This is a genomic window from Verrucosispora sp. TAA-831 (assembly GCF_050780145.1).
Classification (GTDB): domain Bacteria; phylum Actinomycetota; class Actinomycetes; order Mycobacteriales; family Micromonosporaceae; genus Micromonospora.
In genome coordinates, this window is the sequence record NZ_CP192240.1 from 2,419,477 (window position 1) to 2,433,762 (window position 14,286).

At 71.5% G+C, this 14,286-nt stretch carries 12 protein-coding genes and 1 riboswitch; of the genes, 3 read left to right on the forward strand and 9 right to left on the reverse strand.

All coding sequences use genetic code 11. The annotated features are described in order from the left end of the window. Positions 1–116: 116 nt before the first annotated feature. Positions 117–1,124 carry a hypothetical protein gene (locus ACQVFL_RS10990; RefSeq protein WP_396695295.1) on the forward strand — a complete coding sequence of 336 codons (1,008 nt, stop codon included), beginning with the start codon at positions 117–119 and terminating at the stop codon, positions 1,122–1,124. A gap of 50 nt (positions 1,125–1,174) precedes the next feature. On the opposite strand, the gene ACQVFL_RS10995 is transcribed toward ACQVFL_RS10990, so the two are convergent. The 9 genes from ACQVFL_RS10995 to ACQVFL_RS11035 form a co-directional block, all read right to left on the reverse strand. After that, positions 1,175–2,017 carry a carbohydrate ABC transporter permease gene (locus ACQVFL_RS10995; RefSeq protein WP_131052930.1) on the reverse strand — a complete coding sequence of 281 codons (843 nt, stop codon included), beginning with the start codon at positions 2,015–2,017 and terminating at the stop codon, positions 1,175–1,177. Next, complete coding sequence (locus ACQVFL_RS11000) at positions 2,007–2,954, reverse strand: carbohydrate ABC transporter permease (RefSeq protein WP_396695293.1); 948 nt, start codon at positions 2,952–2,954, stop codon at positions 2,007–2,009. Before ACQVFL_RS11000 ends, ACQVFL_RS10995 begins: the two co-directional genes overlap by 11 nt. Before the next feature lie 8 nt (positions 2,955–2,962). Next, the gene (locus tag ACQVFL_RS11005; protein WP_396695291.1) at positions 2,963–4,243 is read right to left on the reverse strand and encodes an ABC transporter substrate-binding protein; all 1,281 of its coding nucleotides are present in this window, start codon (positions 4,241–4,243) and stop codon (positions 2,963–2,965) included. A gap of 20 nt (positions 4,244–4,263) precedes the next feature. Then, positions 4,264–5,859, reverse strand: a complete 1,596-nt coding sequence (locus ACQVFL_RS11010) for an FAD-dependent oxidoreductase (RefSeq protein WP_431729815.1) — start codon at positions 5,857–5,859, stop codon at positions 4,264–4,266. 36 nt (positions 5,860–5,895) lie between these two features. Continuing rightward, positions 5,896–6,942: a LacI family DNA-binding transcriptional regulator gene (locus ACQVFL_RS11015; RefSeq protein WP_431729287.1), complete on the reverse strand. Its 1,047-nt coding sequence runs from the start codon at positions 6,940–6,942 to the stop codon at positions 5,896–5,898. 358 nt (positions 6,943–7,300) lie between these two features. Beyond that, complete coding sequence (locus ACQVFL_RS11020) at positions 7,301–7,996, reverse strand: class I SAM-dependent methyltransferase (RefSeq protein WP_396695285.1); 696 nt, start codon at positions 7,994–7,996, stop codon at positions 7,301–7,303. Continuing rightward, positions 7,993–8,778 carry an ABC transporter ATP-binding protein gene (locus tag ACQVFL_RS11025; RefSeq protein ID WP_431729288.1) on the reverse strand — a complete coding sequence of 262 codons (786 nt, stop codon included), beginning with the start codon at positions 8,776–8,778 and terminating at the stop codon, positions 7,993–7,995. The genes ACQVFL_RS11020 and ACQVFL_RS11025 overlap by 4 nt, the downstream gene beginning before the upstream one ends. Beyond that, positions 8,775–9,761: an ABC transporter substrate-binding protein gene (locus ACQVFL_RS11030; RefSeq protein ID WP_396695281.1), complete on the reverse strand. Its 987-nt coding sequence runs from the start codon at positions 9,759–9,761 to the stop codon at positions 8,775–8,777. Before ACQVFL_RS11030 ends, ACQVFL_RS11025 begins: the two co-directional genes overlap by 4 nt. A 24-nt stretch (positions 9,762–9,785) precedes the next feature. Beyond that, a complete protein-coding gene (locus ACQVFL_RS11035) occupies positions 9,786–10,874 on the reverse strand; it encodes a FecCD family ABC transporter permease (protein ID WP_396695279.1) in 1,089 nt (362 codons plus the stop codon). A 165-nt stretch (positions 10,875–11,039) separates the two neighbouring features. After that, positions 11,040–11,252, forward strand: a riboswitch (cobalamin riboswitch). Positions 11,253–11,373: 121 nt separating this feature from the next. On the opposite strand from ACQVFL_RS11035, the gene metE reads away from it, so the two are divergent. Both metE and ACQVFL_RS11045 read left to right on the forward strand, forming a co-directional pair. Continuing rightward, positions 11,374–13,665 carry a 5-methyltetrahydropteroyltriglutamate--homocysteine S-methyltransferase gene (metE, locus tag ACQVFL_RS11040; protein WP_431729289.1) on the forward strand — a complete coding sequence of 764 codons (2,292 nt, stop codon included), beginning with the start codon at positions 11,374–11,376 and terminating at the stop codon, positions 13,663–13,665. 92 nt (positions 13,666–13,757) lie between these two features. After that, complete coding sequence (locus ACQVFL_RS11045; protein WP_396695275.1) at positions 13,758–14,273, forward strand: acyl-CoA thioesterase; 516 nt, start codon at positions 13,758–13,760, stop codon at positions 14,271–14,273. Positions 14,274–14,286 lie beyond the last annotated feature (13 nt).

Below are 14,286 nucleotides of genomic sequence, written 5' to 3' on the forward strand. Positions count from 1 at the left end.
TCGGGGCGAGTGTTCGCAGCGTAACGGCTGCTCGCCGTGGGTGACTGGCGTCCGCTGACCCGTCCCGCCCGGTCCCGTCCCCCTGCCCCCGTCGTCCATCCTGAACGGAGGGAACGATGACCCGTACCCCCGAGAGCCCCTTCACCCGACGCACGCTGCTGCGCGGTGTGGCGGCGGCCGGAGTCGCGACCGCGACCACCGGCGTCGGCCTCGCCGTCACGTCCGCACCGGCCACCGCCGCCCCCGCCGGCTTCCCCAACTACCGGTACGTCCGGGACGCGCTGCCGTCGTCGCTGCGCTACAACCCGACCCGCGAGTTCATCTTCCCGTGTGTCCGTGGCGTCTACGACAAGGTCAGCAACTACCTCGGCCGCTACTACCTCTACTACGCGCCGCACGACGCGCCGGGCGGCATCTGCCTCGCCTACGCCAACCGGCTCGAAGGCCCCTACACCGAGTACTCCGGCAACCCGGTCGTCGACCGGGTGCTGCCGACCACGACGGTGAGCCACGTGTCGTCGCCGCACGTCGTCTGGGACGCCCCGACGCGGCAGTTCTACCTGTACTTCCACGGCGAGAACTTCACCACCCGGGTGGCCCGCTCCACCGACGGAGTCCGGTTCACCGACGAGACCCCGATCCTGTCCACCCGGCTGGTCCCGAACACCACCGAGACCTCGTACGCGCGCGTCTTCGAGCACTCGGTGGCCGGCAAGGGCAACCGCTACGTGATGGTCTTCATGGGCGCCCACACCATCGGACCCGGCACCCGGAAGATCTTCTGGGGCTGGTCGCCGAACGGCTGGAGCGGATGGCAGTTCGCGCCGAACCCGCTGGTGTCGCCCGCCGGTGACGGCCTCACCGACATCTCCGCGCCGCACCTGCTCAAGCGCAACGGCACCGCATACCTGGCCTACCACGGCAACAACGGCAACATGTACCTCACCGAGGTCGGCAACAACTTCGACCGCGAGGTGCACCTCGGCGTCTTCCACCGGCCGATCGCCTCGGACAACGGCCGGGTGGCGTCACCGGCGTTCGGCACCGACGGCGGTGTGTCGTACATGCTCTACGAGGCCGGACCTCGGCTGAACGCCCGCATCTGCGTGGCCCGCGCGGTCTAGGCACGGCGTCGCCCGGTCCGGTGCGGGGACCGGACCGGGCGACGCCTCCGTCAGCCCTTGAGGCCGGTGTGCGCCAGACCCTCGACGAACTGCTTCTGCGCGATCACGAAGACCACCAGCACCGGCAGCGCCGTCATCGACGCCGCCGCGAGCTGCACGTCCCACATCGGACCGCCGTACGCGTCGACGAACTGCGTCAACGCCTGCGGCAGCGTGAACTTCTCCGGGGTGGACAGGAACACGATCGGTTCCAGGTAGAGGTTCCAACTGTGCAGGAAGGTGAAGATGGCGACCGCGCCCAGCGCGGGCCGGGACAGCGGCAGCGCGATCCGCCAGAACGTGGCGAACCGGCCCAGCCCGTCGACCCGGGCCGCCTCCTCCAACTCCCCGGGCAGGGCGAGGAAGAACTGCCGCATGATGAACGTCGCCAGCACGCTGGGCGCACCGAGGATCGGCACCAGGATCAGCGGCCAGTGCGTGTCGATCAGCCCGAGCCGGAAGAACATCTGGAACAGCGGCACGATGGTCACCTCGCTCGGGATGAGCAATCCGGCGAGGACGACCAGGAACAGCACGTTCTGGCCACGGAACCGGATCCGCGCGAAGGCGTACCCGGCCAGGGCCGCCACCGCCAGGGTGCCGACGGTGACCACCAGCGCGATGTAGAGGCTGTTGAGGTACTGCTGGCCGAACGGTTGCAGATCGAACACCCGCTGGTAGGCGTCCAGCCGGGGATCGACCGGCAGCAACTGCGGCGGGAAGGCGAAGATGTCCGCCACCGGCTTCAGCGACGAGGTGACCATCCACCAGGTCGGGAAGACGAAGGGTACGGCCAGCACCAGCAGCGCCCCGTAGAGCACGAGCTTGGTCCGGGGCGACAGGTCACGACTCATGGAAGACCCACCTCTTGCGCATCTGCCACTGCGCCACGGTCAGCGCGAGGACGATGCCGAACAGCACGATCGACAGGGTGGCGCCGTAGCCGAAGTGGTGGAACTGGAACGCCTGCTGGTACAGGTAGTAGACGAGCACCGTGGTCGAGGTTCCCGGACCGCCCTGGGTGAGCACCGCGATCTGCGCGAAGACCTGGAGCGAGCCGACCACCGTGATGATCGAGGTGAGCAGGATCGTCGGGCTGATCAGTGGCACGGTGATCCGCCAGAACTGACGCAGCCGGCTGGCGCCGTCCACCTCGGCCGCCTCGTACAGCTCGGCGGGTACGCCCTGGAGCGCGGCCAGGAACAGCACCATGTTCAGGCCGACGTTCTTGAACACCTGCACGACGACGACCGAGAGCATGGCGGTGGCCTCGCCGCGCAGCCAGTTCGGTCCGTCCACGCCGATCGTGTCCAACAGGCCGTTGACGCCGCCGTTGTCCTGCAACAGGAAGCCCCAGACGATCGTCCAGGCGACCAGCGACACCACCACGGGGGAGAAGAACAGCGTGCGGAACACGATCGTGCCGCGCAGCCTCTGGTTGAGCAGGACGGCCAACAGCAACGCCAGGGCCAGGTTGAACACCACCAGGCCGACGGAGAACAGCCCGGTGGCCCGCAGCACCGAGCCGAGGTTCGGGTCGTCGGCGAGCGCCGCGTAGTTGTCGGTGCCGACGAAGTCGAACGTACCGGCGAGCACGTTCCACTCGTGCAGGCTGTACCAGACGACGAGGACCAGCGGCAGGATCACGAAGACGGCGCTGCCGAGCAACTGCGGGGCGATGAACAGGTAGCCGGTGAGGTGGTCACGGCGGCGGCCGGTCCAGAACGGCCGGGCCCGGTCCGGGGTGGACCCGGCCGTGGCCGGGTCCACCCTGGTGTCCGTACGGGTCATCGGTCGCCTTACTTCGCCAGCAACGGCTGGATCTTGCCGCAGACCCCGTCCAGGACGGCCTTGACGTCCGCGTCGGCCTTCCACAGCGGGTCCAGACCGGCCCGGACCTGCTGGCTGATCTCGGCCTGCCCGGCGTGGCTGGGCTTGACGACACCGTTGGTGATCCCGTCGATGACGACCTTCTGCAACTGCTCCGGCTTGAGCTTTGGGTTCGTCTTGGCCAGCGTGTCGGCGGTCAACTGGGACTGGCGCGGCGGCGGGAAGAACTGGGCGAGCTTGGCGGAGTTGGTGGGGTTGGTGAGGAAGGCGAGGAAGTCGGCGGCGGCCTCGGCGTTCGGGCTGCGCTTGAGCACCCCGATGCCGGCCTGCCCGACCACCGCGTACGGCCCCTTCGGCCCGGCGGGCAGCGGGACCAGGTCCCAGGCGAACCCGTCGTCCTCGAGCAGCGAGGCGCGGGAGATCTGGGTGATGGTCATGGCGGCGTCACCGGCGAAGAAGTCCGCGGTGGTGCCCGGGCCGGGCAACGCCTTGTCGGTGAAGACGGCGCGGTGCAGCCGCGTCATCGCCTCGACCATCTCGGGTTCGGCGAAGCCGCAGGTCCTGCCGTCCTCGCTCCACGCCCGGGCGCCCCACCCGGTCCAGACGGTGGACAGGTTGCTCCAGTCCTTGTAGTCGAAGTCGCGGACCACCAGCCCGGCCTTGCCGGTCGCGGCCTGGGTGGCACCGGCCGCGGCGAAGGCGTTCTCCCAGGTCCACTGCCCCGCCTCGATCAGCTCGGCCGGGGTCCGCTGGTTTGCCTGCTTGAGCAGGTCGGTGTTGACGAAGACGCCGAACGGCGAGGTGGAGAAGGGGTAGGCGTACAGCTTGCCGTCGTCCTGCCAGAGCTTGAGCGTGGCCGGCAGGATGTCGTCGTACTGGTAGCCGTCGGCCTTGCCGAGGGTCTCGTCGAGCGGCAGCAGCGCGCCGGAGGCGACGAAGTCCGGTGCCGAGCTTTCGAACACCCAGGCCAGGTCGGGCGCGTTGCCACCGGCGATCTGCGTGGTCAGCGCCGTGGTGTACGTGTCGAACGGCAGCGGATCGAAGGTGATCTGCGTGACGTCGGGGTTGTTCTGGCGGTACTCGTCGGCGATCTCGTTGAACAGGGCCAGATGCGCCTCGTTGGCCGACCAGACGGTGACCCGCAGGGTGGCCGGGCCGCTGTCCTGCGCCTCACCGCCGCCGCAGGCGGACATGGCGAGAACGCCGGTCAGCGCCGTGGCGACTACGCGTATTCCCTTTCCTGATCTCATCGTCTCTCCTCACCGGGGGGTCAGTAGCCCGCGATCTCCGGCCACCGGCGTTCGACGCCGGCGGCCGTGACGCGGTCGGTGAACTCGGCCAGCAGCCGGGGGGTGCCGCGGACCGCGCGCGGGGACTCGCCCCGCGCCAGACAGAAGTCGGCGAGCAGACCGGCGACCTCGCCGACGTTCCACTCGACCGGGTGCAGCCGGTAGCTGCCGTTGGTGATGTGCGTGGTGCCTATGTTCTTGCCGGCCGGCAGCAGGTTCTCCATCCGCTGCGGGATCAGCGCGCCGAGGGGGATCTCGAACGGGCAGGACCCGACGTCGATGTAGTTGTCGCCGCCGGTCGACGGGTGCAGGTCGATCCGGTACATCCCGACCCCGATCGAGTCGGGGTACCGCACGGCGCCGTGCTCGCCGCGTACCGCGAGGGAGAGGTCCTGCTCCACCACGGTGTACTCGGCCCGGATCCGGCGCGACTCCCGGATGTAGGGCGCCTGGGCCAGCCCGGCCGGGTTGCCGGTCACGTCGCCGCGCAGCCGCAGCCCGGGGAAACCGGTGCCGCCGTCGGGCCGCGGAGCCTCGGTCTGCATCCAGTAGAAGAGCGAGTACGACAGCTCGCGCGCCTTGGCCAGGTGCCACGACGCGTTGGGCACGTCGATGACCGGTCCCTCGAAGTAGTCGATCATCGGCCAGTTGACCAGGGTGATGTCGCTGGCGTACGCGCCGTCGACGAAGTTGCGCCGGGCGGCGATCCGGCGGAACGTCCAGAGGTTGCCGTCACCGGGGTTGACGCGCTGGTCGGCGTCGACCAGCCACGGCTCGTCGTCCGGGTTCGGGGTGAAGCTGCGCTCCAGGGGCTCCAGGGTGCGCGGGTTCGGCGAGCGCCAGGACAGCAGCCGGTCACCCCAGAAGTCGGGCTTGTAGTCGCGCCAGAAGTCGTACCCGGCGGGCCGGTCGATGGTGTGGTCCCCGTCGACGTGGTCGATGGCGAAGCAGACCGACACGGCCTGCATGTTCATCGGCTGCGCCTCGGCCGGGGCGCTCGGCTCGCCGGTCTGCTCCCGCGACTCGAAGCCGGTGACGTACTCGGTGCCGGTCAGCGGCAGCAGCTCCCCGGTCTCGGTGGCGTCCAGCACGTACGGCGCGGTGACGTCGATCCGGTCCTCGCGGTCCCGGTGCGCCAGCGTGACCCCGGTGACCCGGTCCCCGTCGGTGTCCGCCGCCACCGGCCGGTACGGCTGGAGCACGGTCAACCGACCCGAGCCCCGGTACGGCGCGAGCATCTGTTCCAGCACGGCGACCGCCACCCGTGGCTCGTGGCAGAGCCGGCTGACCCAGCCCGCGCCCGGGTTGAGGTCGGTCCAGGAGCGGGACCGTTCGGTCAGCGGGTAGTGCCGTCGGTAGTAGTCGCGGATGCCGGTGCGCAGCGCCCGGTAGCTGGCGGTGGTCCCGAACTGCTCGATCCAGGAATGCTCGTCGGGCGGGACGGCCTGGCTGGTGAGCTGCCCGCCGAGCCAGTCGAACTCCTCGGTCAGGATCACCGACCGGCCGGCCCGGGCCGCGGCGAGCGCGGCGGCGACCCCGCCCAGCCCGCCGCCGACGATGAGCACGTCCGCACGCATCTGTGCCACTTGCATCCTTCCAGTCGTGCGGGCCGCCTATCGGCGGTCGACCGCCGGATCGGGGGCGCCGAGGGTGTCGCCCTCGACGAACTCGCAGGCCAGGAGTCGTTGCTGGACGCCGTCGGCGCTGCCGTCGATGACCGAGGTCAACACCTCGACCGACTGCCGGCCCATCTCCTCGCGGGGGATGTGGAATCCGGTGAAGGCGGTGTCGGTGGGCACCGGCACCGTCGGGTCGCCGAGGGTCAGGATCGACAGGTCACCGGGGACACGCAGGCCGCGTCGGCGGGCGGCGGACTCCAGCGCCACGGCGGTGGCGAAGTCCTCGACGAAGACGACGGTGCTGCCGTCGGCGACCAGGTCGTCCAGGACGGCCTCGGCGTCGTGGGTCGGGCCGGTCAGGCGACGGGCCGCCTCGGCGGCCGGTGCGGCGGCGTCGAACCCGCGCCAGCGGTCGGCCGACGACTCGGCGGTGGCGTCCACACCCAGGTAGGCCAGGCGCCGGTGACCGTGTCCGAGGGCCAGCTCGACGAGTTGGCGTACCGCCGCGGCGTAGTCGGTGCCGACGTAGGGGACCGGTCCACCGGCGTCGTCGCGGCGGCCCACCGCGACGTACGGGTATCCGTCGCGGTTGAGTCGGAGCAACTCGGCGGCGTGGATCTCGCGGCCGAGCAGGATGCAGCCGTCGGCCAGGCGCAGCCGGTTGTCCCGGTGGAAGATCCGCCGACGCCCGTCGACCACCGGGGCGCTGGTGAACAGCAGCAGGTCGCAGCCGACCCGTTCGGCGTACTCCTCGATGCCGAGCAGGAAGGGGTGGAAGAAGTCCCGGCTGCCGCTGGGGAACGCGGGCTCGTAGGTGAAGACGCCGATGATCCGGTTGAACCGGGACGCGAGCCGGCGGGCGACCGGGTCGGCGGCGTACCCGGTCTCGGCGATCACCCGCAGCACCCGCTCCCGGGTCTCCGGTGCGATGCGTACCTCCGCGTCGACGCGGTTGTTGAGCACCAGCGACACGGTCGCCTGGCTGACACCGGCCATCCGGGCGATGTCACGTTGCGTGACTCGTCGGGGTGCAGGGGGCACGGGGGAGTCCTTCCACTGCCGCTAATGCGTATTAGCGTTCGGGTTGGGAAGGAGCTTCGCGGTTGAGCCCGATCGATGTCAAGAGGGTGACGCCAGATTTCCGGCCGATGAACTGCCTGAACTAATGCGGATTATCAAGTGCCTACAGCGGACTCGTGCAGGCGACGTGGAGCGCTGGGGGTGCCCTCGCCGTCGGGTCTTGACAGCGTCGTCCCGGGGGCACAGTATTCAAGAACCCGACATCGCTAATGCGTATTAGCGCCTATCCCAACGCCGTGTAGCTCCCCGCTGTCCACGGAGAGCTGCACGGAGCGTGACTGGTTGCTGCGGACGTGACCGGAGGCGGTCCCGGCCGGTCTCAGACCCGGCCGGTGACCAGGTACTGCATCTGGTGCTCGTGGTTCGGTGCCACGCCGTACCGGCGGTCCAGCTCGTAGATCGACGTCAGCGGGACGGCCGTGACGTCGGCCAGGCCCGCCTCCTCCAGCACCGCCACGGTCTTGTCGATCGAGGTCGCGGTGGCCAGCGGCAACTCGGCCTGCACCTGGCTGTCGTAGTGGCCGGTGAAGTTCTCCGAGGCGTTGTCGAGACCGTCCGGGAACCAGGTGCTGTCCACCACCGCGACGACGCCGCCGGGACGCAGCAGGCGGATCCAGTTGGCCACGGCGGTCTGCGGCTCGCGCAGCGTCCACATCAGGTACCGGCTGGTCACGGCGTCGAAGCTGCCCGCCGGGAAGTCCGGGGCCACGGCGTCGCCGAGCTGGATGACCGGACCGCCGGGAACGGCGGCGGCGTGCCGTCGGGCCTCGGCGAGCATGCCCTCGGACAGGTCGACACCGGTGACCCGGTGCCCGAGACCGGCCAGGATCATCGCGACCTGGCCGGTGCCGGTGCCGACGTCGAGCACGTCCACCGGTGCCGGGGGCAGAGCCTTCGACCAGATCTCCGACCAGGCCCGCTGGTCGTCGGCGAGCCGGTCCGGGCGCTGCTGGTACGCGTCGTAGTCAGGCGCGCGACCGGTCCAGTAGGCGTTGATGCGTTCCTGCGTGGTCATGCGGCGGTCCTCTCGTCGGTGCTCTGGTGGATCGGGTGGAACAGCAGGTGGACGGCGCCGTCGAGGTCCAGGCGTCGGATGCCGATGCCGTAGACCGGCTCCAGCACGGCGGGGTCGAGGACCTCGTCGACGGTGCCGGCGGCGGCCACCCCACCCGCGCCGAGCAGCACCAGGTCGTCGCAGTACCGGGCGGCCAGATTGAGGTCGTGCAGCACGACGACGGAGCAGGTGTCCAGCGTGCGGACCAGATGCAGGATCTCGTGCTGGTAGCGGATGTCGAGGTGGTTGGTGGGCTCGTCGAGCAGCAGGTGGGTGGCCTGCTGGGCGAGCGCGCGGGCGATCAGCACCCGTTGCCGTTCCCCACCGGAGAGCTGGGCGAACGCCCGACCACTCAGGTGCGTGGCACCGACCCGACTCAGGCAGCGGGCGGCGATCTCGTGGTCGGCCCGCCCGGCCCGCTGGAACGTCGACAGGTGCGGCCCCCGGCCGAGCAGCACCAACTCCGCCACGGTCAGGGCGGTCTCCCCGCCGGTCTCCTGCACGACCACGGCCAGCCGCCGCGCGGCCTCCCGGGCGGGTAGGGCGGACAGCGCATCGCCGTCCACCGCGACCTGTCCACTGCGGCTGCGCAGCGCGCCGTAGAGCAACCGCAGCAGCGTGGTCTTGCCGCTGCCGTTGGGCCCGATCAGGCCGAGGATCCGTCCCGGTCGGGCGGTGACACTGACCCCGTCGATGACCGGGTTGACGCCGTAGTGCCAGGTGACACCGGTGGCCTCGATCACGGTTGCTCCCGGAACCGCTGCACGATCCGCTCCAGACCGTCGATCGACAGCGGCGTCGGCGGCTCGGTGAAGTTGAACAGTTGTGTCATGACCTGGCCGTTGCGGACCGCGTCGAGCTGCTGCGCGCCCGGCAGCCCGGTCAGCCCCTGCTCGACGGCGCGGGGGTCGCCGTCGCCGTAGAGCAGGATCAGCACGTCCGGGTTGCGGCCGAGCAACTCCTCGACGGTGACCTCGAAGACCCGGTCCTTGACGTCACCGAAGACGTTGCGGAAGCCGGCGGCCTCCAACTGCGGGTGGGCCATGCTGCCGGTGCCGTACGCGTACGTGGTGCCGCCGCCCACGGTGGGGTAGAGCACCGCTGCGGTGCGTCCGGACGCGTCGCCCGACTCGGCCCGTACCTTCGTCATCCGCTCCCTGAGCGCGGTGACCGCACCTGCCGCCTCGGTCTGGCGGCCGAACACCCGGCCGTACGTCTCCATCTGCGCGTAGATGTCGTCGAAGCTCGGCACGGCGGTGCTGTCCGGGCACATCGCCGGCTCCTCCAGCAGCGGGATGTCCACCGCCGCGAGGGTGTCGCGGGAGAGGTTGTCGACCTCGCCGAGGACCAGGTCGGGCTCCTGGCTGATCACCACCTCCTTGGAGATCTGCAGGTGCCCGCTGGTGTCGGTCCTGTCGGTCAGCAGCGGGATCCGGTCCAACCCGGCCTGGGTCGGCGCGTCGTAGTACTCCTTCGGGTACTGCCCGGCGCGGGCGGTGACCCGGTCCAGGACGCCGAGCGCGTGCAGGTACGGCACGGCGGCGCTCTTGAGCAGCACGACCCGCTCCGGAGCGGCGTCGAAGGTGACGTCCACGCCGCAGTTGGTCACGGTGACCGGGTAACCGGGACCGGCCTCGGCCGGCCCGTCGGCGCCGCCGCCGCACCCGGCGACGAGCAGCACGCACGCGGAGGCGGCGGCGGTGGCGAGGCGGGTTGCCTTCAACATCGGTTCTCCTTGACGGGTGGGCGTTCAGGCGCCGGAGGCGTGCAGGCGGCGGATCAGGACCAGCAGGAAGGGCGCGCCGAGCAGGGAGGTGATGATGCCGATCGGGATCTCCTGGGGGGCCAGCAGCACCCGGGCCAGCACGTCGGCCCAGACCAGCAGGATCGCCCCGAGCAGCGCGGCCACCGGCACCACGCGGACGTGCGGCGCGCCGACGATGCGCCGGGCCAGGTGTGGCACGACCAGACCGACGAACCCGATGCTGCCGGCGGCGGAGACCAGGATGCCGACGCTCAGCGAGACCAGCACCAGCAGCCGGAGTCGGAACCGGTCCGGCGAGACGCCCAGCGTGTGCGCGGTCTCGTCGCCGATGGCCAGCACGTCGAGCCGCCGCCCGACGACGGTCAGGTAGGCGATGGTGCCGATCAGCACCACCGCGGCGATCAGCAGCAGGGCGTTCCAGCGGGCCAGGCCCAGCGACCCGAGGAGCCAGAACATCACCGAGCGGGCGCCCTCGGCCGACCCGGAGGCGAAGATCAGGAAGCTGGTGGTGGCGTACAGCGCGTACCCGACGGCGACGCCGGCCAGCAGCAGCCGGAGGGAGGTGACCCGGCCGCCGCTGCGCGCGATCAGGAAGACCAGCAGCGACGCGCCGAGCGCGCCGACGAACGCGCTGGTGGAGAGCGCGTACTGGCCGAAGCCGGCACCGGCGCCGAACAGGATCGCGGCAGCCGCGCCGCTGGAGGCGCCGGAGTTGATGCCGAGCAGGTACGGGTCGGCGAGCACGTTGCGGACCATGGCCTGCAACGCCACGCCGCAGACCGCCAGGCCGGCGCCGACCAGCATGCCGAGCAGGACGCGGGGCAGTCGGACCTGCCAGACGATCGCCTGCTGCGGCCCGGTCCAGGTGACCTCGCCCGGCAGCCCGACGAGGTGGTGCCCGATGATCCGGGCCACCGTCAGCGGGGGGATGCCGATCGCCCCGGCCCCGACCGCGACCAGCCCGGTCAGGACCAGCCCGAGGGTCAGCGCGAGCAGCCAGAGGCCGGTGCGGCGACGCTGCGCCGCCACGCCGAGCACGTCCGTCCGGCTCGTCGGCAGGGTGGTGACGCTCACCGCACTCCCACGCAAAGTCGTTGTTCTTGCCAAGTCTTTGCAAAAACTAACACCATGATCATGCGAGCGGAAGCCGGATGAGTCGTTGTTCACCCACCGCCCGACACGCCGTGGCGGTGCGGACATCACACCCGCGCGACGGTCGCCGCGCGTGATCCGGACGCTAGGATCCGTGACGGTACTGGTTCGCCCCGGCCGTTCGGTCGGAGCGTCGTAAGAGGGAACCCGGTGTGAATCCGGGACTGCCCCGCAGCGGTGAGTGGGAACGACCGCCGTCACACGCACTGGACACCTGTCCGGGAAGCGACGGCCAGTAGGAGACCGGCCCAGCCGGTCGCGCCCACGAGTCCGAAGACCTGCCCGTGCCGCGTGCGCAACCGCGCACGCCGCCGTCGGCCCCGCGGGAGGGCCAGGGCGAGGTCGGTCGTCGCACCGTGCCCTCCCCAGCCCTCCTCCGGAGCCGTACCGCCGGACCTCGAGGGAAGGGAACCCTGGCGACATGACCACTCCGTTCGGCACGAGCACCGTGCTCGGCTACCCGCGCATCGGCCCGCGTCGTGAGCTCAAGACCGCGGTCGAGGGCTACTGGGCCGGCCGCATCGACGAGCCGACCCTGCGGGCCGCCGCCGCGCAGGTGCGCGAGCAGACCTGGCGTACGTTGCACGACGCCGGCCTGTCCGCCGTACCGTCCAACACGTTCTCGCTCTACGACCACGTGCTCGACGCGGCCGTCACGGTCGACGCCGTGCCCGACCGGTTCCGCCGGCTGGGCCTCGGTGAGCTGGACACCTACTTCGCCATGGCACGCGGCACCGCGCAGGAGCCGCCGCTGGAGATGACGAAGTGGTTCGACACCAACTACCACTACCTGGTGCCCGAGATCGGTCCGGACACCGCCTTCGCCGCCCGCCCCGACAAGCCGCTGGCCGAGTACGGGCGGGCGCGGCAGCTCGGCATCACCACCCGTCCGGTCCTGGTCGGCCCGGCGACCCTGCTGCTGCTCGCCAAGCCCACCGCCGACGCGCCCGACGGGTTCCGCCCGTTCGACCGGCTGGACGACCTGGTCGACGTCTACGCCGACCTGCTGTCCGCACTCGCCGACGTCGGGGTGCCGTGGGTGCAGCTCGACGAACCGGCGTACGTCGGCGACCGGTCCGACGCCGAGATCCGCGCCCTCGGTGCCGCGTACGCCCGGCTCGGCGCGCTGACCCACCGACCCCGCCTGTTCGTCGCCGCGTACTTCGGGGAACTGGGCGACGCGCTACCCGCGCTGCTGGACACGCCGATCGAGGCGATCGGGCTGGACCTGGTGGCCGGGCCGGGCGATCTCGGCCGACTCGCCGGCCACGGCGCGCAACCGGGCCGGACCGTGGTCGCCGGGCTGGTCGACGGCCGCAACGTGTGGCGGACCGACCTGCGGGCTGCCGCAGCCGTCGGCGCCACCCTCACCGGGCTCGCCGACACCGTCGCCGTGTCGACCTCCTGCTCGCTGCTGCACGTGCCCGTCGACCTGGCCGCCGAGACCGACCTCGACCCGCTACTGCGGGAACGGTTGGCGTTCGCCCGGCAGAAGGTCGACGAGGTGGTCGCGCTCGGCCGGGTGCTGCGCGACGGGGTGGGCGAGCTGCCCGCCGCGCCCCCGCCGGTCCCGGCGCAGTGGCGCGACGACCCGGTCCGCGCCCGACTGGAGGCGCTGCGGCCCGAGCACACCCGGCGCGGGCCGTATCCGCAGCGCGCCGACGCCCAGCGGCGCCGCCTCGGGCTGCCCGCGCTGGCGACCACCACCATCGGGTCGTTCCCGCAGACCGAGGCGCTGCGCCGGGCCCGGGCCGAGCACCGCGCCGGCCGCCTCGACGCGGCCGGCTACGCCGAGCGGATGCGGGCCGAGATCGCCGAGGTGGTGGCCGAGCAGGAGCGGCTCGGACTGGACGTGCTGGTGCACGGCGAGCCGGAGCGCAACGACATGGTGCAGTACTTCGCCGAGCACCTGGACGGCTTCGCCGCCACCGCCCACGGATGGGTCCAGTCGTACGGCTCCCGGTGTGTGCGTCCGCCGATCCTGTACGGCGACGTGACCCGGCGGGAACCCATCACGGTGGCCTGGTCCCGCTACGCCCAGTCGCTCACCGACCGGCCGGTCAAGGGCATGCTCACCGGCCCGGTGACCATCCTGGCCTGGTCGTTCGTCCGGGTGGACCAGCCGCTGGCGGAGACCGCCCGCCAGGTCGCGCTGGCCCTGCGCGACGAGGCGCGGGACCTGGAGGCGGCGGGCATCCGGATCATCCAGGTCGACGAACCCGCGTTGCGGGAACTGCTGCCGCCGCGCCGCCGGGACCACGCCGCCTACCTGGACTGGTCGGTGGCGTCGTTCCGGTTGGCGACCAGCGGCGTCGCCGACGCCACGGCGATCCACACCCACCTGTGCTACTCGGAGTTCGGCGAGGTGCTGCCCGCCATCGACGCCCTGGACGCCGACGTGACCAGCATCGAGGCGTCCCGTTCCCGGATGGAGATCCTCGACGACCTGGCCACCGTCGGCTACACCCGGGGGATCGGGCCGGGTGTCTACGACATCCACTCGCCCCGGGTGCCCGACGCGGCCGAGGTGGTCACCGCGCTGCGCCGGGCGGCGGCGGCCGTCGGGCCGGAGCGGCTCTGGGCCAACCCGGACTGCGGGCTCAAGACCCGGGGCTACGACGAGGTCCGTCCGGCCCTGACCGCGCTGGTCCGGGCCGCCACCTCGGTCCGCGCCGAACTGGCCGCCGCCGACGGGTCGACGAGCGACTCCTGACCCGGTGACGTCCGCCGGTGGGGACCTCCCGCCGGCGGACGCCGTCGGCAGACCGCACCACCGAGACCGCGCGCGAGGACGGACGAACCGCCATGCAGGACACACTTTCCGCCCCCGGTCGGACGCCGTCGGCGTCCCACCTGACCCTGTCGCAGATCATGGACCAGCACCACACCAACCTCATGGGTACGGTCCACGGCGGCCGGATCCTCAACCTCATCGACTCGGTGGCCGGGGTGGTCGCCGCCCGGCACTCCGACGGCCCGGCGGTCACCGCCGCCATCGACGAGACCGCCTTCCTCCGCGCCGTACGCGTCGGCGACGTGGTGCACGTCGACGCCCGGATCACCTGGGCCGGTCGCAGCTCGATGGAGGTGGCGGTGAAGGTGACCGCCGACCGGTGGGACCGGGCCGTGCCACCGACCACGGTGGCCACCGCGCACCTGGTGATGGTCGCCGTCGACGACGCCGGGCAGCCGCGTGCGGTGCCCCCGCTGCTGCTGGAGACCGACGGCGACCGGGGACGCTACCGCGAGGCGGAGATCCGACGCGAGCACCGACTCACGTTGCGGCGGGCCCTGCTCGACGGCGCCGGAGACCCGACATAGATTCTCGCCGGGG

Coding starts and splice junctions, on each gene's coding strand:
- ACQVFL_RS10990 (WP_396695295.1), top strand. CDS start 117: ATGACCCGTACCCCCGAGAGCCCCTTCACCCGACGCACGCTGCTGCGC.
- ACQVFL_RS10995 (WP_131052930.1), bottom strand. CDS start 2,017: ATGAGTCGTGACCTGTCGCCCCGGACCAAGCTCGTGCTCTACGGGGCG.
- ACQVFL_RS11000 (WP_396695293.1), bottom strand. CDS start 2,954: ATGACCCGTACGGACACCAGGGTGGACCCGGCCACGGCCGGGTCCACC.
- ACQVFL_RS11005 (WP_396695291.1), bottom strand. CDS start 4,243: ATGAGATCAGGAAAGGGAATACGCGTAGTCGCCACGGCGCTGACCGGC.
- ACQVFL_RS11010 (WP_431729815.1), bottom strand. CDS start 5,859: ATGCGTGCGGACGTGCTCATCGTCGGCGGCGGGCTGGGCGGGGTCGCC.
- ACQVFL_RS11020 (WP_396695285.1), bottom strand. CDS start 7,996: ATGACCACGCAGGAACGCATCAACGCCTACTGGACCGGTCGCGCGCCT.
- ACQVFL_RS11030 (WP_396695281.1), bottom strand. CDS start 9,761: ATGTTGAAGGCAACCCGCCTCGCCACCGCCGCCGCCTCCGCGTGCGTG.
- metE (WP_431729289.1), top strand. CDS start 11,374: ATGACCACTCCGTTCGGCACGAGCACCGTGCTCGGCTACCCGCGCATC.
- ACQVFL_RS11045 (WP_396695275.1), top strand. CDS start 13,758: ATGCAGGACACACTTTCCGCCCCCGGTCGGACGCCGTCGGCGTCCCAC.